The sequence below is a fragment of the Clostridium sp. YIM B02555 genome, assembly GCF_022320955.1.
Taxonomy (GTDB): domain Bacteria; phylum Bacillota; class Clostridia; order Clostridiales; family Clostridiaceae; genus Clostridium; species Clostridium saccharoperbutylacetonicum.
Genome location: NZ_JAKJJY010000005.1, coordinates 173022 through 193588, shown reverse-complemented (window position 1 = coordinate 193588; position 20567 = coordinate 173022). Strand labels below are relative to the sequence as shown.

Below are 20567 nucleotides of genomic sequence, written 5' to 3'. Positions count from 1 at the left end.
CATAGTTATGGGTAAAAGACATTCTAAGCGTGGTTCTAAAAAAGGAAAATCAAAAAAAAATAGAGCAAAGAATAATGAATCTAATTTATCCAAAGAACAAAGCAAGCAAAAAAATAGTGATGATGAAATTGCCGAGATCTTTTTTGGTACTAAGCAAGAACAAAATTCAAATGCTAATACAAAAAATATATCAGAAGGTAGTGTGGAAAATACTTCTGAAGATGCGTCTAATAAAAACGAAACAGATGCAAAGGATACAACTAATAATATATCAGATACAACATCTGCTGATGCCAATCAATGCTATGAAGAAATAAAAGCAAAGCAGCAGGAACTTTTAGATAATCTTAAAAATTTAAATGATGCTATATCATCTATTACTTTAACTAGAGATAATATAGCATCTCTTAGGGTTGAAGTATTAAGTAATATATATTTTACAAGGGAAGTAAGACCTTTGATTGATGCTGTAAATCTTATAGCTTTTGCAGCTTCAAATATGTCGACTGTTGCACAAAACATAAATATTAACACCTTTGGTGATAGAAAAGAAATTAAAAATGCATTTAAATTATGTTATAAAATGAATGGCGAAGTGGAAGAATTATTAGGAGCTTTAACTAGAAGAATAAAATTATATGTTTCAGAAATAGATAGTATGGATAGAAATTGTCCACCATTTAATTATAAAGAAGATTCTTAGATTTAATTATTTAAGAATCTTTTTATAATATTTTTAAGTAGACAATTCTTTAAATAAATACATGTTTCAGTTATAATGGTAATGAGTTTTAAACAGATACTATTTACTTAGACAAAAAGGTGGAGATAAGATGTCAAAATCCATAGTGGATTATCAAAAATCCTCTGAGAAATTAATAAATACATTAAAAGATAATATGAAAGTTTTAGCTATATTTGCATTTGGAAGTATAGTTAGCGGAGATTTATGGGAAGAATCTGATATAGATTTATTTGTTGTCTATAAGGATGTTTTTGATGAAGTTAGAGATGTATATTCAGAAATGTTAGATATACCTGTACATATGAAAGTACTAAGTAGAGAAAGATTTTTGGAACTATATAACTGTGATGGAGATAAAGGAAAAATAAGAAATTTATTGATATCCTCTAAAATGATATTTTCAAGAGATGATGAGGTAGAAAATATTTTTAATAAAGCAAAATATAGTTCTGATAAGTATAAAGAAATATGGGATTTAGTATATTTGGGGAATATAATTAAGGATATTAGAGTTACTAAAAAGTATTTACAAAATGATAGTATATTTACTTGCTACGAAGTGATAATTAGGGCATTAGATAGTTTTGCTAAATTATACTTAAACTTAAATGGGTATAGTGTAGTTAAGGATGCAGTTAAAATGGTTATGAATTTAAATAATACTTTTAATAAATTAATAAAGGAACTGTATAATAATAAATGCACAAAGGAAAATATACAGTATAGTATTGATTATATAAATGATTTTTTAGATGAAAATATAGCTGAGGCGGCTAAGCTTTTGTTAGATTATCTATACGATAAAGGGATATTTATAAGTTCATATGAAATAAAGAACAGCCAGCTCTTTAAAGAATTTGATATAAAAATAGAAGATATTTTAAAGGAATTATATAAAAGAAATTTAATAATAAAGGATACTAAAAATTTGGAACTGCCATTTAATGAAAATTTAGTATGTGAAAATGTATATTCATATAAAGTTTACATATAATTTGAAATAAAGATTGTACATCTCAATTTGAGAAATTCTTAATGGATTTCAAAGTTAATTGAGTATTGACAATTGGTATATAATCATTTGAATGGTTTTGTGACAGGAGCGAAATTATGGATATCTATAAAAATTTTAAATTTAAAGAAGATGAGACACCAAAATACGTTCAGGTAGCTAATTATATAAAGAATTTAATTGACAAGCGGAAAATAAAAGAAGGGGATAAGCTTCCAACCATAAGGGATTTGTCAAAGAAGCTTGGAGTTAACAATGTAACAATAGTTAGTGCATATAATAAACTTAAGCTTGAGGGGTATGCATACCAAAAGGTTGGAAGTGGAAGTTATGCTAAAAGAAAAGAAGTTGCTTCTAGTTTAAGAAAAGAATATTCAAATGCATTAAAAAAGATATCTACAGAAGATTTAGAAAAAGTGATAGATTTTACAGGTGAAACTACAGGGGAAATATTATTTCCTATTGATGATTTAAAGACTATTATTAATGAAGTACTAGAAAGAGATGGTGCCAAAGCTCTATTTTCAGATAATAGAAATGGATATGAAAAACTAATAGCTACAATTAATAAAGTTTTTTGGAATGACAAATTAAAAAATGAAGATGTGATAATTGTATCAGGAGCTCAGCAAGGAATTGATATAGCATCAAAAGGAATATTAAATATTAATGATAATATAATAGTTGAAAAGCCAACTTATGTAGGGGCATTATCAGTCTTTAAGTGGAGAAAGGTTAATTTATTTGAGGTTCCAATTGAAGAAGATGGCGTGAATTTAGATAAATTCGAAAAAATACTCCAAAAGAATGAAATAAAATGTTTTTATACAATGAGCTATTTTCAGAATCCTACAGGAATAAGTTATAGTTTAGAAAAGAAAAAAAGAATTTTAGAACTTGCTGAAATTTATGATTTTTACATAATTGAAGATGATTATTTGTCTGAACTCATATATGAAAGTTCTTTAGAATATATTCCATTTAAATGGCTTGATAAAAAAGATAGGGTAATATATATAAAAAGTTTTTCTAAAATCTTTCTTCCTGGAATACGCTTAGGTTATTTAATAGCACCTACAATTTTCAGAGAAACTCTTCAAAATTCAAAGCATAATACGGATATAACTACTTCAAGTCTAATGCAGAGAGCTTTAGAATCATATATTTCAGGTGAGAAATGGAAAAATAATATTAAAAATTTAAATGATGAATATATAAAAAGATATAATTGTATGAAAGACTTGCTAAACAAGGACTTTAAGGATATATTAGTATACAAAGAACCTAAAGGTGGGTTGAATTTTTATATAACATTAAGGGAAAATTTTAAAATAAATACAACAGAACTTTTCACTCGCCTAAAGAAAAGAAAAGTATACATTACACCTGGAGCTATGTTTTTTACAGTACAAGATCAAGGACAAGACTCTTTTAGAATATCCTTTTATCAGACAAATGAAGCTAAAATTAAAAAAGGATTAACAATATTAAAAGAGGAGTTGTTACTATTAAAAGAACCTCATAAGTAAGATTTTTCTTTAATTCACTTTTAGAAGATCTAAAATTGAGTACTACTATTTGAAATTTATATGGGTAAAATAATGAAAAGGAGTAAATAGAGATGTCTTACATTACAATAAGAGGTTTAGGTGAAGATAGGTTTGAAGAAAAGAAGTCGGAATTTATTGGCTATGCAAAGAGAGTGGAGACTGAGGAAGAGGCAAAGGCTTTTATAGCAGAGATAAAGAATATGCATAAGCAGGCAAGACATAATTGCTCAGCTTACATAATTGGACAAAATATGAATATACAAAAATATTCTGATGATGGGGAGCCACAAGGTACCGCAGGAATACCTATACTTGAAGTGTTGAAAAAAAGCAGAGTAACAGATTGCGCAATAGTTGTTACCAGATACTTTGGTGGGATACTTTTAGGAACTGGTGGATTAACCAGAGCGTATACAAAAGGTGCAAGCATAGCAATAAAAGCTGCTGGAATAGTAGAAAAAGTTGATGGTATTAAATTGAGTTTTGAAATGGAATATGATTTATTTGGAAAAATTCAACATTTATGTTCTCAAAAGAACTTGCATATAGAGGAAACAGAGTATACCGATAAAGTAATAGTTCACATTTTATCGGAAAAAACACTTTCTGAAGATATTAAAAATGAAATGATTGAGGCTGCTAATGGGAAAATAATAATTCATGAAAGTGAGGCAGGGATTTATTTTAAAGAAGGAAATAGGCTATATAAAGAACTTTGAAGCTTAAAATGAATTAAGATAAATGGGGGCTTACGATGTATAAATATATGGAATTTTATGAACATATCGAAAAGTTGAAAAAAGATGAGAATTATATTCAGTATTTTAGAAATTATGCTATAAAGAATATGATGTCAGATTTCAAATATGTAAAAGAGGTCCTTGAATATATTCTTGAACTAACCCGAAAGTGGAAGTATAAATTTGCTGAACATTGGTGTTTAACTTATATTGGTTGGTGTGAAAATTGTGCTAATGATTTTTTGAAAGCATCTACTACTCATTTGATTGCTAATGATTTCTTTGAAAAAGAGCAATGTGTAGAAGGAATAATTGTATCTTGTAATGCTCTGCTTTCAGATTATTTGAATTTAGGAGAATTAGAACTAGCAATAAGAAATGGAATGAGAGGAATAGAATTAGCTACTGAAGAAGAAGATGAAAAAAATTTGGTTTCTTTACTTTTGAATACCGCTGAAACTTATGTTGAAAGCGAAAACTATGATGAAGCTTTGGATTTAGTGGAAAGATTAAAAAATGATAATTATAATCTTGCTCCTGAAAGTGAAGTTGTAATACTTAGTGTTTTATCCAAGTGTGCTCTATATAATGGAGATTATAATGAGGCTTATGAATATTGTAATACAGCATTAACTATTATGGATGAAATTAATTATATAATAGATAGAGAAGAATTTATGGGCACAAGAGCATTAATAAATTATCGAGTAGGAAATATTGAAGAAGCTATAAAGGAATTTGAAGAAATAATTAAAATTACTACAGAAAATAATGATTCTTTTTATAAAATTAAGACTGCTATAAGATGGGCAAAGTGCTATTTTAATTTAAAACAATATGAATTAGCAAAAGAAAAATTATTTATTGCAATTAATGATGAAAATCTAGCTTCTTATATAAAGTTCAGAGTTCAAGCTTATGAAATGCTTAAGAATATTTATAGTAATATGGGTGACTTTGAAAAAGCATATAAAGCCTTTGAAAAATATGATGAATATAAAAAAGAAGCAAATACAAATCATAGCAATTTATGTCTTTCTATTTTAAGATATAAGAGTGCAGCTAAGGAAGCTAAAACCTATAAATCCTTATATAAAAAAATGGATTTGATATCAACAGTAGGTAGAAAAATAACCGCAAGCTTAGGGATGAAGCAGCTTGTAAGATTGATTTATAATGAAATTGGAAAAGTTGTAGCAGCAGATGTGGTTGGGGTTGGTTTATATAATAAGGAAAAAAATAGACTTGTTTATGAGACTTTTATAGAAAAAGGAGAAGAAGTTGAATATAAGGAATTATCTCTTGATAACAAAGCAAGTTTGGGTGTGTATAGTTTTTTAACTAAAAAAGAAGTTGTGATAAATGACATTGTCAATGAATATTGGAAGTATGTTGATATATTACCTTTGGATATAGAAAGAATAGATAAATATCCTGCTTCAATAATATATCTACCAATTTTATTAGAGGATAAGCCGATAGCAGTTTTAACCGTACAAAGCAATGCAAAAAATGTTTATGCAAGTAGTGATATATTTGCATTGAGAATATTGGCTTCGTATATTGCTATTGCAATTGAAAATGGAAAGCTCTTCGATGAAGTGAATTATTTTGCCAATAATGATATGCTTACAAAAATTCTAAATCGTAATAAAATTATAAGACAAGGTGAAGAATTAGTCAGAAATAGAGCTAAAACCAATAGTAAACTATCGATAATAATGATGGATGTAGATTATTTTAAAAAAATTAATGATACTTATGGGCATTATGTTGGCGATATTGTACTTAAAGGAATAGCTAAAATATCTAAAAAACAAATTAAGGATATTGGATTCGTTGGAAGGTATGGTGGAGAAGAATTCTTGATTTTACTCCCTAAATTAGATTTAGAAAATGCGAAGAAGATTGCTGAACTTATAAGAGAAACAGTTGAAAAATCAGAATATGAAATAAAAGATGGAATCTATGGGAAAGTGACTGTGAGTTTGGGAGTGTATGAGTTCAGTGAAAGTGATCAGCTGCTGATAGATGGACTAAAAAAAGCTGATATGGCGCTTTATAAGGCTAAAGATATGGGGAGAAATATAAGTGTTAGTTTTGATGAATGTAAAGAAAGTGATGGGAATTAAGAAAATAAAGAACATGTGTGACCGGTAACACATGTTTTTTTATTCTTTTAGGAATTTATGATGTAGTAAAATCTATGGATAATATATGGAAAAGGCTATTTAAATGAGCTGTTTATAAGAAAAGAATAAAAAACAAATCATATTCGCCTGCATAAAATGTTATCATATGCAGCATAGCTGCCTTTTCTAAGGAAATGTTCTTATACGCAGCATAGCTGCTCTTTCTAAGGTGCACATTTTTCTCACATACGTTCGAAAAGGCAGATGCGCACCTATAAAAAGAGTGCGAAGCACAATACGGAACTTAATATTAAAAATCTCCGGCTCCACAGTCGCCTGCGATTTTTTTATGGTGAATATAATATGAAAATTGTAAATTCATAGATTACATGGTATAATATTTGATGGTTTAATTTTCAAGTTGATTAATTAAATCTACTATAATTAAGCAAATTACAGGAAATAAAGTAAGGAGGAAAGCATATGTCAGGACACTCAAAGTGGCATAACATTCAAGCAAAAAAAGGTAAGACAGATGCAGCAAGAGGAAAGGTATTTACTAAGCTTGGTAAAGAAATTGTTGTGGCTGTTAAAAATGGTGGAGCTAGTACAGATACAAATGCAAAATTAAGAGATGTAATTGCAAAGGCAAAGGCTGCGAATATGCCTAATGATACAATAGCAAAAGCAATTAAAAAAGCATCTGGTGAATTGTCATCAGTTAATTATGAAAATATAGTTTATGAAGGTTATGGCCCTAGTGGAGTAGCTGTAATAGTTGAAACTCTTACTGATAATAAAAATAGATCTGCTGGAAATGTAAGAAGTGCATTTACTAAAGGTGGCGGAAATATGGGAACATCTGGTTGTGTAGCATTCATGTTCCAAGAAAAGGGAGAACTTATCATTGAAAAAGGTGATAGGGATGAAGAAGAAATGATGATGCTGGCTTTAGATGCTGGTGCAGAAGATTTCTCAGCTGACGAAGAAGAAGTATTTGTAGTAACAACGTTACCAGAAGATTTTGGGACAGTTAGAGAAGCATTAGAAGCAGAAGGAATTGAATTCCTAGAAGCAGCTGTTAAGATGATTCCAGATACTTATACAGCAATTAATGAAGATGAAGCAAAGAAATTCCAAAAGATGTTAAACTTACTTGATGAAGATGATGATGTTCAAGAGGTGTATCACAACGCTGAATTCCCAGAAGGATGGGATGAATAGTTTAAAGACTGTGGTATCACTAGCTTTGAATGTATCAAAGTTATAACTCTAAAAACTAAATAATTAAGGTATACGTCTATTATGGTTTTTGTTAATGGTGTATGTAATGATAAACACTTTCTGTTATTAACAGTGGGTGTTTTTTGTTATTAGAAGATTTATTGAGAGAATTCATACTTGAATTAGAGATAAGAAATTATTAAAATAGATGGTTAAAATACAAGACAGTACAACAAATCAAACAAAAGAAGTTGATAAGACAGAATAGGGGTGAGTAATATGGATTTGACAGCTATGGGCAGTTTAATAGGAAGTGGTGGTTTTCCTATTGGGCTTGCATTGATAATTATTTATGGAGTATATAGAGGATTTAAAGCATTATGCGATAAATTCTTTAAGCCAATATTGGATGAACTTTTAAAGTCACTTAGTACAATCACTGAAAATAATAAAGTATTAGTAGAAACTAATGCAAGTTTTGTGGGTAATGTAAATACTTAAATGGAAGACATAGAATAGAAAGTTGATAGAATAATGGAAAAGTTAGGGTAGTACATATATAGGGATAATGGATAGGAGAATTGTTCTTAAATTCGTATTACATAGTAGATATTTAATATGTTATAATATTTAAGGCTAAATTGCACAACTAGCCAATACATAATAGGGATAGTATAGATAGGGGAAATTCTTGTTTTGCTATCCCTATTTTTTTTATTTATTTTATTTATAGAATCACATTAACAATTGACACGTATTTCTATTTATGATATAATAAGACTTGTGTTTTGAGTAGAATAAGTTATACTTGATAATTTAATTAAACAAAAGGACTTTCTGATTATATTATTTACCATCTCACGTGAGTACCATTCACGCTTTTAAGTAATATAATTATACTAATCCTTTAAATTTTACTTTTGTATATCAATTTATTATTTAAGGCATTTTAGAATTACGGAGACTAAATTAAATAGAGATCCAAGAAAAACAAATATATCTTTCAGTAGTTCTTTATCGAAACGTTTTCTGCTAAGTCTACGTTTCATGTGTACCGCCTCCTGCGATGTATAAATATTCGAGATGGCATGTTAAGTATATCATTATATGGTAAAAAATACAATTTTGAAGGCTTGAAATAATAAGTAGAAGGCTTAAAATAATAATATAAATATTATAATTTCGAATTTAGTACAAGTTATACTAGATTCTTTTTTTGTTGTTGGAAAATATGGCATATATACATATATAGATGAAGAGATTTTCGAATATTGAATATTACTAAAAATAATTATAGTCAAAGAACAATAAAAACTTGTTTTAATTCTAGTTTTAAAATTATAAATTATTGCAAAAGTGAATTTGAAGTTAAGGAATTAGAAGAGTTTTTACCTATGTATTAAAAAAAGATGACTCCTGTTCAATACAGAAATCATCTTAATAAAGTGTTAATTTATAAATTAATTATATGTTGGAACAATTACCCATTGATATCATTAATAATATCATCGGATTATACTTGTTTTACCAGTTTGTCTATCGATGCTATAAGTGTTGTTTTTATCACTATATACTATTCTAGTATTATCAGTCATATTTTCCAAAAAGGAATGTTTATCTTTTAATGAACCATTATAATAAGTAATGGTATAGTCCTTTGCAGTATAAAAATCAAATATATGAAATTTTTTACGTTCATCAGGCTTTTCATAAGAATGCAGTTGATAGTTTAGATCAGCTGTCATTACTCCATCTTTAAACTTCATTGAGTTTTCTGGAAACCATGTACCAAAATAGCCATTTAGATATGGATAAGAAGTCAAAAATTCATCGTCGTATATCAAATAAACAGGATCGAAACTAGAAGGAAGATCGGGATAAGTTAGCATCTGATCAAGTTTTAGCCTATAATAATTATGAACATAACCTAAGTTGTCTTTATAAGAAGTGATATATTCAGACTTAGAAGGACTAGTTCTTGTATAAGCTTCTGCATTTACAAGATCATCTGGGTTAGTGTACGGAGTATTATTTTTAGGGTTATGCTTAATTTTTGACCATACTTCATCAATAGAAATATTATTAGGTGTTGGTGTGTTTTTTGGAGGTGTTGTACGTGTAGAAGCTGTGACAACAACATCAGAACCAACCCAATTAGACCAAGCGCCATGAGAATCACTTACCCTAACCATTATTGGATAAGTGCCAGGTTTTTTTAATTTTACTATGCAAGAATTATCACCTTTAATTAAAGCATAATCATAGAGTAGATGAGTTTCTCCATCTACTATTACTAAACTTTGTACATTTTTTAGTGAATCATTATTATCATTATCTTTTGAGTTAGCCCAGCTAAAGAAAAATTCTGTATCTGTATTTCCGCTTAACGCAGAATAATTAAGAACACATTGAGGTCTAGTGTTATTATCTGTTGGTTCAACAGATATAGCTATACTCCACTCATCAGACCATACATTGTGATCATTCATGCATTTAAATTTCAATATATATTGCCCTGGTGTTTTAAATTGAGTAGCAAACCCAATATTACCTGTCAATGTTCCTATAATAGAGTCGCTTACACCTGGAGTTCCATCTATATTCACATTAGTGATTTTATAGCCATTAGGATCATAAGTATAATTTTGTCCATTATAAGACCATAACCATGCAATTTGAGTATCTGTAGTAATCTGCCCATTTTTTAAAGATGCTGGATTTAAAATAGCGTATTTTAAGTTAGCAATTGGCTTAACATCTACGGCAGAAGATGTAGTAGTTGCTGTTTCTATAGAAGAAACACTTGCAATACTGTTACTTGTTTTAAAGTTTATTTTCTCTTTAGTTGAATTTTGTTGATTACTTAATAAAGCATCATTTACATCTGTTTTAGTAAACTTTCCTATTTTTATGTTACTATCAACAACTCTTTCTGATTCTAATAAATCAGATGATTTATTTTCTGGTGCTATGTTTGCGTTGGCTAAGAGTTTTCTGTAGTCACTATTTTGGTCAGAGCTATTACTAAGAGTTTTTGTGAAAGTGGTAAATTTCTCACTTGATGAATTAACATTACTATTTGCAAATGCTACACTTGATGGTAGACATAAAAGCATAGTTAATGTAATCCCTAAAAATTTTTTTAACATAAAAATCCCCCTTTTATTTTACAACATAAACTGAGAAAAAATAATTTTATTTCCAATTAATCTCAATTAAGTATTATAATACAACTATATGGTGGAAAATTCAAGGAAAAATTGTAAAAAATTAATAAATGGTGATAAATAATTATATATTGGAATGGCAAAGTGTTTGGTTTATGAACAATAAATTGTAAACCGATTTGTAAGATATTTTTAAAGGACAGATTAACTTTTAAAAATCATTTTTTTTATGTGGGAATAGATAGAAAATGGTTTTTTGTATAAAAAAAGAAATGACTTAATTTTGGGGAAATAAGTCATTTCTATCCCATATTATTTATATGGAATAAATAATATGTTAAAAAGAATTACAAGATATATTATATACTTAAAATGTTACAAAATTGTGTCATAAATGTAAACAGTAAAAAATATTTATTAACAATACAGAAAGAATGATTAGAGATGAATAAAAAATATACTTTGTCGAAAAATAAAATACAATCAAGGGTAAAAAATAGTATGGAATTTAATGTGATAATATGTTATAGTAAAAATAGAAAAAGTTAAGGGTTGTTATATATGGTGTCGAAAACCAAAGAAAAATATATGGAATATGTATAACTTTAAATCCAATTATTTTATTCTCCTTATATAAAGGTTCAAAAAGTGCAGTCAGTGATTTGGCTGCACTTTTTGCGAATAAATAAGAAAAAAACAATTTATTGTCAAAATAATTGTTATGACAGCTTATATAAAAGCTAAAATATTATGATATTATAAAATTAGTTAAATATTATTTTGATATAAAGGGTGTGTGATTTTATGAAGTTAATGTGGGAAAAATCTTTAGAAATTGGCTATCCGGATATTGATAATCAGCATAGGGAGCTTCTTGAAAGAATTAATTATTTTTTCGAATCAGTGAATAGTGGGGCGACAAAGGAAGAAGTGATTAGAATACTAGATTTTCTTGAAAAATACACAAATGATCATTGTAAATTAGAAGAAGAAATTCAGAGAAAGTATAATTATGGGAAGTATAATCAGCAATGTATACAACATCAAGTGTTTAGAAATCATTTACAAGATATAAGATATATATATGAGTCTTATGGTGCCACAGGGGCAGTGATTAATTATATGCAACAAAAAATTCTAGATTTTTGGAATTATCACATACAGAAATTAGATAAAGATTTTGGAAGGTTTTTAAAAGAAAAATGTAAAGTTACAATTTAGATGTAATATTGGGATTTTATTATATGAAAGGAGGCTTTAGTATATATTGTTTCAAAGGAGTTGAGAAATATGAGATATGATGAATATTTTGAGAAAATATGTAATAGTACAATAGATGATTGGAATTATGATGATGAGTCAGGGGTTTATTTTTATAAATATGATATTGATATTGTAATAGAAAATGATATAAGTTGGTTGGAAAATAGTGATGATTGTTGTTATGATGATTGGGCAAATAAATCTTTTGAAAGTCGTGCGTATAGAAAAAGGTTTATATTAAAGTATAGAGATAATATTGTAAAAAAAATCTATGGGGTATTTGTTGATGGATGTAAATGTTTTATTCCTGGGCCGAATGAAAATATGATAATTACGAAAGAACAATATGCTGTTGGTAAAATTATAAATGGGTTTATAAATTCAATTGAAAAATTTGATTTTTATTTAAATAAGGTATCTATTAAAATTAATCCGGAATAATTTGTTGTATAGTAATGAAATAAGATGAAAAACAATAAATATGTAGAAATGTAAAGTTAAGATGGGTATTTGATAAAAATTATGTGAGGAGTGGTTGTATGTATATGGTTACAAACGAAAAAGGTGGGGAAAGAAAAAAAGATGTTAAATTAAAAAGAATAGAAGAAAATGTAAAGCAACATAAGGATATGAAAGTGAAGACTATGATATTAGAAGAGAATGAAAATGATAATAATAATGGAGAAATTGTAATTTTCTTTGATAATACAAATTGGGACAAGTCTTTATCAACAGGAATTGATAATCTTGATAAGCAACATAAGGAAATATTTAAATATGCTAATAAGCTATTTTATGATATGGAGCAGGAAGAGGATAAAAAAGAAATAATTAAATCTTTAGATTTGTTAGAAGAAAGTTTGCTTAAACACTTTATTGAAGAGGAATCTATTCAAAAGCAAAATCAATATCATAATTATGGATTAGTACATAAAGAGCATGAAGAATTTAAAAATCAAATAGATGATTTGAGAAGAGTTATAGAAAAAGATGAGCTATCAACTACATTTGTAGTAGAAATTCAGCAAGAAATGCTTACATCTTATAGAAGACACGTTATAAATTTAGATAAAGATTTTGGGGAATTTTTAATGAGAAAAATCAGGAAATAATTTTTAGGACTAAAATTATTTGTAAGATGAAAAATTAAGGCACTAAATTAAGAAATGTATATGTAAGAGATTCTTTTGTTGAATAATCTTTTATATGCTATCTTCAATTTAGTGTTTTTTTATTTTTATATATTAGTTTCAGAAGATATTGACACATTTAGAAAAATGGTGATATTTTTAATGTAGTTACAAGTTAATAATATAAGCAGTAGCTTAATTTATATAAAGGGGCGTAAAATTATGGCAAAGATAGATGAATTACTAGATACCATTGACATTAAACGTGCATCCGATATTCATATCACATCTGGATTAACTCCTATGGTAAGAATTGATGGCAATTTAGTGAGAGCGAATGAAGAAATTATTTCACATGATGTAGTTGGAGAATATATTGAAGATTTAATGCCAGAAAAATTTGAGGAATTTCTCGAAAAAGGAGAAATTGATTTTAAATATAATAGGAAAGGAATTTGTAATTTCAGAGTAAATGCGTTTAAATGCAGAGAAAGTTATGCAATATGTATGAGAATTATTAAGGAAAAGATTCCTAAACTTAGTGATATATCAACAGCAGAAGCTTTGAAAGAATTCACGGAATTAAAGGATGGCTTAGTTTTAGTTACGGGACCAACTGGTTCAGGTAAAAGCACAACTTTAGCAGCAATGATAAATGAAATCAACAAGAATAAGGAAAAGCACATAATAACATTAGAAGAACCAATAGAATATATACATGAAACAAATAGGTCGGTGATAAATCAAAGAGAAGTTGGAGAAGATACTAAAAGTTATGCGGCTGGTCTTAGGGCAGCACTTAGACAAGATCCAGATGTTATATTAGTTGGAGAAATGAGAGATCCTGAAACTATCGAAATAGCATTAAGAGCAGCACAAACAGGACATTTGGTTTTTTCAACGCTTCATAATATGGGAGCAGCAAATAGTATATATAGGATTATAAATTCATTTGAAGCTGGTCATCAAAATGAAGTGAAAATTCAACTATCATCCTTGCTTAGAGGAGTTGTTTCACAAGTTTTATTGCCAAATGCATCTGGAATTGGAAGGTCGGCAGCAATGGAAATAATGGTATGTACCTCAAGTATAAAAAACTTAATAAGAGAAGGGAATTTTGAACAAATCAATAGTTTTATTCAAATGGGATCAAAGTTTGGAATGCAAACAATGGAAATGGATTTAAGAAGATTGGTTAACAGTAATATAATTTCAAAAGAAGAATATGATACCTGGATTAGAAATAATAAAATTAATTAATCCTATAGATATCCAAAGCAAGAATTAGACATATGCGGAACTTACCGAAATTAAACACATATTTATTACAGCGGACTAATGAAATTTTCGCTGGATGGGTTCTAATTGGAAGGATGCACCCATTTCTGCATGTTCCTAAAGTAAATTTATGACAAGCAGAAAGTGGAACAACCTTCCACTAATAACCATCACAGCTTAATTTCATATGCCGCTTGCACAAATATGTATCTAATTTCTAGTGTAGTGTTACTATTATAATTTCTTAAGAGTTTATACATATTACATTTATAAGTTTGGTTATTCATTTGGATATCTATATCTAGATATTAAAATTTATGTTAAAGTGTTTTGTGAAAATTTACAAAATACACTTGTAAATTAATAGTAGTATGATATTATTATATTAAAAATAAGATAATTTAATTTGTTTAAGAAGACTATGAATCATGTATTGTAGATGGGCACTTGATGCATGAGGAGTTAGTAGTGCAACCGGCCTTAAATTTTTTTAGGGTCGTTTTTTGCGCTTTTTTAAAGAAAAAAATTACAAATTAATCTCTTAAAATACATAAATGAATAAAAATGGAAAGGTTTAAATTGAAATGGATTTTGTGTTAGTTTTGGTTTTAGGTTTGGTCATAGGTAGTTTTCTAAATGTCTGTATTTATAGAATACCGTTGGAACAATCTATTGCTTTTCCGCCATCTCATTGTACAAATTGTGACCATAAACTGGAACCGCTTGATCTTATTCCAATAATAAGTTATATATTTCTTGGCGGAAGATGTAAGTATTGCAAAGCTAAAATTTCTGTAAGATATCCAGTTATTGAAATTGTTAATGGAATTTTATATTTATTAATATATTTAAAATTTGGATTAACAATTATTACTTTAAAATATTGTGTTTTAGCATCTATTTTAATTGTAATTGGGATGATAGACTTTGATACACAATTTGTGTTTACAAATACGATTATTTTTGGTGGAGTTGTTGGAATTGGATTTGTAATATTACAGGCTATTATAAATAAAAATGGAGTTATAGATTTGCTTTTAGGTGGAATTATCGGTGGAGGAATAATAGGCTTAATAGTATATTTGACAAAAGGAATGGGTGAAGGTGATATTGAAATTGCAGGCATCTGTGGATTATTTTTGGGGATTAAAGGAATTTTGCTTGGATTGTTTTTAGCAGTTATTCTTGGAGGAATAGTCGGAATAATAATTTTGCTACTAAAACTTAAAAAAGCAAAAGATAAAATGGCCTTTGGACCATGTATAGCAATTGGAAGTTTGATTTCTATGTTATTTGGAGTAGAAATATTAACATTATATATGAACTATTTAATGTAAGAGCAAATTATAATAAGCTTTTAACATACTAATGATTGAAAAAGCTTAAGAACAATTTTATACTAATGAAGAATATTGCATGGGAGAATATGAGATAGAAAGGTGCGATATGAGAAATGGCTACAGAGAAAAGAAGATTAGGGAATATACTGGTGAATGCAGGGAAAATTACCAGTTATCAATTACAAGAAGCATTAAAGTCACAAAAGGCTCTAGGTAAAAAGCTTGGAGAAATATTGGTAGATACTAAAATAATCACTGAAGAAGATATAATTGAAGCTATTGAACAACAGACAGGAATTAAAAAGGTAGATTTAAATATAATTAATTTTGATAGAAAAGCAATAACATTAATTCCTGAGAATTTATGTGAAAAATATATATTAATTCCCTTTGGCTTTGATAATAACAAAATAAAAGTTGCGCTTGCAGATCCTTTAAATATATTTGCAATAGATGATGTGGCTATATCAACAGGTTTTGAAATAGAGTCCTTTATAGCAAGGACAGCTGATATTAAAAAATTTATAGGGATATATTATAGCAGTCAGCAGGTTAATAATGCAGCCCTTCAGCTTGAAAAAGAAAGCTTAAAATTAAATAGAAATTCTAAAACAAGAACTGTAGAAGATATAAATGAAGTAAATAGTGCTCCTGCTGTTAAGATGATTGATTATATGTTCAAAAACTCAGTTGAACTTAAGGCATCAGACATACATATAGAGCCTTTTGAATATGACATAAGAATCAGATATAGAATAGATGGAAAACTTAAAACTGTTAATACTCTTGGAATAGAAAGCTTAGGGCCATTAGTTACAAGAATTAAAATTTTAGCAGGCTTAAATATAGCTGAAAAAAGAATACCTCAAGATGGAAGAATTATGACTAATGTAGATGGTAAAGACATCGACCTTAGAGTTTCAATTTTACCTGTTGTTAATGGAGAAAAAGTAGTTATAAGAGTATTAAATACAGGAGCTGCTGTATTAACAAAAAGTCAATTGGGCATGAGTGAAGAAAATTTAAAGCGCTTAGAGCGAATAATTTCAAATCCCCATGGAATAATTTTAGTTACTGGGCCTACAGGAAGTGGAAAGTCTACAACCTTGTATTCAATACTTAAAGAATTAAATGATAGTGATGTAAATATTATTACAGTAGAAGACCCTGTTGAATTTACCATGGATGGAGTAAATCAAGTAAGTGTAAATGAAAAAGCTGGGCTTACTTTTGCAAATGGACTTAGAAGTATATTAAGACAAGATCCAGATATAATCATGATAGGAGAAATAAGAGATGAAGAAACAGCAGAAATAGCCACTAGAGCTGCCATAACAGGACATCTAGTGTTAAGTACTCTTCATACAAATGATGCACCCTCATCTATAATAAGACTTGTAGATATGGGAATTAAACCATATTTAGTGTCAACTTCTGTTATGGGAGTAATGGCACAAAGGCTGGTTAGAAGAACCTGCAATAAATGCAAAGAAGCCTATGAAGCAAGTTTATATGAAAAGGAAATATTAGAACAAGATGCAGACAAGCCTCTTATGCTTTATAAAGCAAAGGGCTGTGGATATTGCAATGAAACAGGATATATAGGTAGAATTGGTGTTTATGAGATTATGGAAATGACAAGAGAACATAGAGAAGCAATAAATAAAGGTGGAAATTCAGATGTTATTAGAGATATATCAGTAGCAAATGGAATGAAAACCTTAGAAAGTGAATGTAAAGACTTAGTATTAAGTGGAGTCACTACAATGGAAGAACTTTCAACTATTGCTATGATAAAAAAAGCATAATTTAAAGGGGGGATAACATATGGGAAAGTTTAAATATAGAGTTATGAATTCAGAAGGAGAAAAAATAGAAGGACAATATGAAGCTAACTCTAAAGATGAGGTTATAGCCTTTATTTCTAGCAATGGATATTACCCTTTAATGGTGGAAGAAGTAGTACAAAGCGCTAATATTGAACTAAAGTTAAGTAAGAAAGTTAAACTAAAAGATTTATCAGTTTTTTGTAGACAGTTTTATACTATGTTAAATGCGGGAGTTCCAATTTTAACGTGTTTAGATATATTAGCAAATCAAATTGAAAATCAAAAATTAAGAGAAGCAACAAAAGCAGTTAATGAGGAAGTTGAAAAAGGTGGAGTGCTGTCGGAAGCCATGAGAAAGCATAAGGAAGTATTTCCAGAGCTTTTAGTTTCCTTAGTAGCTTCAGGGGAAGCAAGTGGTAGTTTGGAAGCCATAATGCTAAGAATGTCAACTCATTATGAAAAGGAAAATAAAATTAATAATAAAGTCACAAGCGCATTAATTTATCCAATAGTATTAGGTTTTGTTTCAATTGCAGCTGTTGCCTTTATTTTAGTTTATGTAATGCCTACCTTTATAGATATATTTAAACAAAGTGGAACGGAGCTGCCTTGGACTACTAAATTTATTATGGGGATTAGTGAAGGAATTCAAAATTATTGGTTTATTATAATAGCAGTAATATTTATAATTAGCTTTTTCTTAAATATACTTAGAAAAACTGATGAAGGAATTCTATTTTTTAGTAAGCTAAGATTAAAGCTGCCAATTCTTAAAAAGCTTAATCAAATGCTTATTGTATCAAGATTTACAAGAACTTTATCTACTTTGATAGCAAGTGGCCTACCTCTTGTAGAAGCTTTAAATATAGTTTCAACCGTTACAGGAAATAAAGTTGCAGAGAAGGCTCTATTAAGAATAAGAGATAATGTGATGAGAGGAGAAAGTTTATATGCTTCAATGGTTGAAAGTAATATGTTTCCTCCAATGCTTTATTCAATGATAAAAATAGGTGAAGAAACAGGTTCTTTAGATGATATTTTAAATAAGACAGCAGACTTTTATGATTATGAATTAGAAGCAATAATCCAAGCTTCGGTGGCTATGCTTGAACCATTATTAATAGTAATAATGGGACTCTTAATAGGCTTTATGGTGGCATCGATAATGATACCTATGTTTGATAGTTATAATCAAATTTAATTAAAGAGGAATTAGTGCACAATGTGCGAGCCAGAGTGCATTAATATATAAAAAAATAATTACAGGAGGGGTTTAGAATGAACCAATTATCTATAAGAAAAAACAATCTACAAACAAAGAAAAAAAAGAAAGGATTTACATTAATTGAATTAATTATTGTTATTGCAATTATTGGAGTGTTAGCAGCAATAGCATTGCCTAGATTTGGTCAAATAAGAGAAAATTCAAATGTAAGTGCTGATATAGCAACAGCTAAAACCATTCAAACAGCTGTAGCTACAGGGGTAGCTAATGGAACTATTCCGGTTAATAGTACATTAAACGCAGCAGTAGCTGCTGGAAATGATCTTACAGATGTACTTTCAGGAGGAGTTGTGCCAAGACCAAAAGCTGATGGGCATACAGCAGACACATTTCAAGCTATTGTTGATGGAAATGGGGAAGTAGTAGTTAATGTAGTGAATGGAGCTACAACTTTACAAGTACTTCCGCAAGTAGCACATGTAGCTGGAAATCCATATAGTGCTGCAAACTAAAAAATGCTAATGTATTAAAATGGAGAATTGTATTGTGATTCTCCATTTTAAGATAATGTTTATGATTATATGATCTGTTTATGTAATAAGATGGAAATTGATTTTATCCTAAACAATTATTTTAGTTCAAGTTATATATTTTTTGATGTATATATATTAAAAAATGATGTCACATCTATATAGTTATAATTAAATTATATCTGCAAATTTAGGGCAGGGTACATGGGGGAATTATGGAGAATAAAAATAAGGAATTAAATCCTAAGAAGAACAAAAGGAAAATTGATATAAAAGCCATAATGAATATGGATTTGGGTATAGTAAAGCAAAAACTACTTAAAAATTTGAAAAACACAAAACAAACAAATCTTTCCTTGAAAAAGAGAAAAGTCATAGCTTTTGATATGGGGAGTTCAACAATTAAAATAGTTGAAGGTTTATATTATAAAAATAGTTTAACAATTGATAAATATATTAAAATTCCTACGCCTAAAGATGCAATTGTAGATGGAGAAATCAAAAAAGAAGTAGAATTACATAAAAAATTAAATCAAGTTTTAAAAGAAAATGGAATCAAAACTAAGGATGCTATTTGTACAACTAATTCATCTTTAATAATAAACAGAGAAATAATGATTCCAAAGGTTGAAGAAGAAGAAATGGACACTGTAGTTAGATATGAAATTCAACAATATCTACCTATAAATTTAGAAGATTATATATTACAAGGAACAATTTTAGAAGAGCTAGAGGTAGATGGTGTTAAAAAGCTTAATGTTCGTGTTATTGCTTACCCTGAAAAGGTGGCAAGAGGGTATTATAGTTTGTTGTTAAAATTAGAATTAAAGCCATATGCCTTAGATGTAAATTATAATGCAGTAAATAAATTTATTAATTTAATAGGTATAACTAAAGAATATGAAAATAATACAAACGAAGCAGTTGCTTTTATAGATTTAGGAGCAAGTACAATCGATGTTAATATATATAAAAATAATCAATTAGATTTTACTAGAATAATCAAAGATTGTGGTAATGAAATTGATGAAATGTTAAGAGAATCAAATGGTCTTCAAAGTAATGAAGTAGAAAAATTTAAAAATAGCAATATAGATCTAAGTGAAGAATTTGAACCAATAAATATTAGAACAAGAGCAATAGTAGATGAATGGATTGAAAAAATAGAAAAAATTATTCAATTTTATAAAAATAGAAATAAAGGTAATGAAATAAATAACATAATTATTTTTGGAGGTAGTTCAAAAATAAAAGGTATGGAAAAATATATGACAGATAGGCTTGGAATAATGACAGAGATAAAAGGAATTTCTAAGATAGCCTTTAAGTCAAATGATGATGGAAAACCTATTGATGACTATATAAATGCTATAGGGTCAGTCATAAGGCATGAATAGGAGGC

General features: G+C 28.3%; 17 protein-coding genes and 1 riboswitch. Of the genes, 16 read left to right on the top strand and 1 reads right to left on the bottom strand.

Annotated features, from left to right (window positions below; all coding sequences use genetic code 11):
• Positions 1-7: 7 nt before the first annotated feature.
• The 7 genes from L3B98_RS10000 to L3B98_RS09970 all read left to right on the top strand — a co-directional run bounded on the left by L3B98_RS10000 (position 8) and on the right by L3B98_RS09970 (position 7904).
• A complete protein-coding gene (locus L3B98_RS10000) occupies positions 8-703 on the top strand; it encodes a hypothetical protein (RefSeq protein WP_238916503.1) in 696 nt (231 codons plus the stop codon).
• Positions 704-833: 130 nt separating this feature from the next.
• Positions 834-1739: a nucleotidyltransferase domain-containing protein gene (locus L3B98_RS09995; RefSeq protein WP_015394536.1), complete on the top strand. Its 906-nt coding sequence runs from the start codon at positions 834-836 to the stop codon at positions 1737-1739.
• 116 nt (positions 1740-1855) lie between these two features.
• Positions 1856-3286, top strand: a complete 1431-nt coding sequence (locus tag L3B98_RS09990; RefSeq protein WP_238916502.1) for a PLP-dependent aminotransferase family protein — start codon at positions 1856-1858, stop codon at positions 3284-3286.
• A 92-nt stretch (positions 3287-3378) separates the two neighbouring features.
• Positions 3379-4026 (top strand): YigZ family protein, encoded by a 648-nt coding sequence (locus L3B98_RS09985; protein WP_015394534.1) that lies wholly within the window; start codon positions 3379-3381, stop codon positions 4024-4026.
• 35 nt (positions 4027-4061) lie between these two features.
• Positions 4062-6179 carry a sensor domain-containing diguanylate cyclase gene (locus L3B98_RS09980; RefSeq protein ID WP_238916501.1) on the top strand — a complete coding sequence of 706 codons (2118 nt, stop codon included), beginning with the start codon at positions 4062-4064 and terminating at the stop codon, positions 6177-6179.
• Positions 6180-6662: 483 nt separating this feature from the next.
• Positions 6663-7403, top strand: a complete 741-nt coding sequence (locus L3B98_RS09975) for a YebC/PmpR family DNA-binding transcriptional regulator (RefSeq protein ID WP_015394532.1) — start codon at positions 6663-6665, stop codon at positions 7401-7403.
• Positions 7404-7682: 279 nt separating this feature from the next.
• The gene (locus tag L3B98_RS09970; protein ID WP_238916500.1) at positions 7683-7904 is read left to right on the top strand and encodes a hypothetical protein; all 222 of its coding nucleotides are present in this window, start codon (positions 7683-7685) and stop codon (positions 7902-7904) included.
• A gap of 1004 nt (positions 7905-8908) precedes the next feature.
• Here the strand turns inward: L3B98_RS09970 and L3B98_RS09965 are convergent.
• Positions 8909-10552: a hypothetical protein gene (locus L3B98_RS09965; RefSeq protein ID WP_238916499.1), complete on the bottom strand. Its 1644-nt coding sequence runs from the start codon at positions 10550-10552 to the stop codon at positions 8909-8911.
• 822 nt (positions 10553-11374) lie between these two features.
• Here L3B98_RS09965 and L3B98_RS09960 point away from each other — a divergent pair.
• The 9 genes from L3B98_RS09960 (at position 11375) to pilM (ending at position 20562) form a co-directional block, all read left to right on the top strand.
• Positions 11375-11791, top strand: coding sequence for a hemerythrin domain-containing protein (locus L3B98_RS09960; protein WP_238916498.1), 417 nt, complete (start codon positions 11375-11377; stop codon positions 11789-11791).
• A gap of 69 nt (positions 11792-11860) precedes the next feature.
• Positions 11861-12274, top strand: a complete 414-nt coding sequence (locus L3B98_RS09955) for a hypothetical protein (RefSeq protein ID WP_238916497.1) — start codon at positions 11861-11863, stop codon at positions 12272-12274.
• A 104-nt stretch (positions 12275-12378) separates the two neighbouring features.
• Positions 12379-12945 (top strand): hemerythrin domain-containing protein, encoded by a 567-nt coding sequence (locus L3B98_RS09950; protein ID WP_238916496.1) that lies wholly within the window; start codon positions 12379-12381, stop codon positions 12943-12945.
• 240 nt (positions 12946-13185) lie between these two features.
• On the top strand, positions 13186-14223 hold the full coding sequence (locus L3B98_RS09945) for a PilT/PilU family type 4a pilus ATPase (RefSeq protein WP_238916495.1): 1038 nt from the start codon (positions 13186-13188) through the stop codon (positions 14221-14223).
• Between the two features lie 423 nt (positions 14224-14646).
• A riboswitch (cyclic di-GMP riboswitch) is annotated at positions 14647-14730 on the top strand.
• A 95-nt stretch (positions 14731-14825) separates the two neighbouring features.
• Positions 14826-15578, top strand: coding sequence for an A24 family peptidase (locus L3B98_RS09940; RefSeq protein ID WP_238916494.1), 753 nt, complete (start codon positions 14826-14828; stop codon positions 15576-15578).
• Between the two features lie 116 nt (positions 15579-15694).
• The gene (locus tag L3B98_RS09935; protein ID WP_238916493.1) at positions 15695-17389 is read left to right on the top strand and encodes a type II/IV secretion system protein; all 1695 of its coding nucleotides are present in this window, start codon (positions 15695-15697) and stop codon (positions 17387-17389) included.
• A 19-nt stretch (positions 17390-17408) separates the two neighbouring features.
• Positions 17409-18611, top strand: a complete 1203-nt coding sequence (locus L3B98_RS09930) for a type II secretion system F family protein (protein ID WP_238916492.1) — start codon at positions 17409-17411, stop codon at positions 18609-18611.
• Positions 18612-18688: 77 nt separating this feature from the next.
• The gene (locus L3B98_RS09925) at positions 18689-19147 is read left to right on the top strand and encodes a prepilin-type N-terminal cleavage/methylation domain-containing protein (protein WP_015394512.1); all 459 of its coding nucleotides are present in this window, start codon (positions 18689-18691) and stop codon (positions 19145-19147) included.
• 233 nt (positions 19148-19380) lie between these two features.
• Positions 19381-20562 (top strand): type IV pilus assembly protein PilM, encoded by a 1182-nt coding sequence (gene pilM / locus L3B98_RS09920; RefSeq protein ID WP_238916491.1) that lies wholly within the window; start codon positions 19381-19383, stop codon positions 20560-20562.
• The last annotated feature ends 5 nt before the right edge of the window (positions 20563-20567 follow it).